General features: G+C 75.1%; 1 rRNA gene. It reads left to right on the top strand.

The features are described from left to right. Positions 1–69: ribosomal RNA gene (locus tag ACPYOM_RS24400) — 16S ribosomal RNA — on the top strand; the annotation flags it as partial. Positions 70–213: the final 144 nt, after the last annotated feature.

The raw sequence follows: 213 nt of genomic DNA, 5'->3' as shown, positions 1-213 counted from the left end.
AGCTTGTTGGTGAGGTAGTGGCTCACCAAGGCGACGACGGGTAGCCGGCCTGAGAGGGCGACCGGCCACACTGGGACCTGTCTCTTATACACATCTCCGAGCCCACGAGACGCGTAGTAATCTGGGGGGGGGGGGTGTGGTTGGGGGGGGGGGGGGGGGGGGGGGGGGGGGGGGGGGGGGGGGGGGGGGGGGGGGGGGGGGGGGGGGGGGGGG

Source organism: Monashia sp. HAY1-2A, from assembly GCF_056755315.1.
The sequence above is the reverse complement of the archived record's forward strand: the minus strand, read 5'-3'. Positions and strand labels throughout refer to the sequence as shown.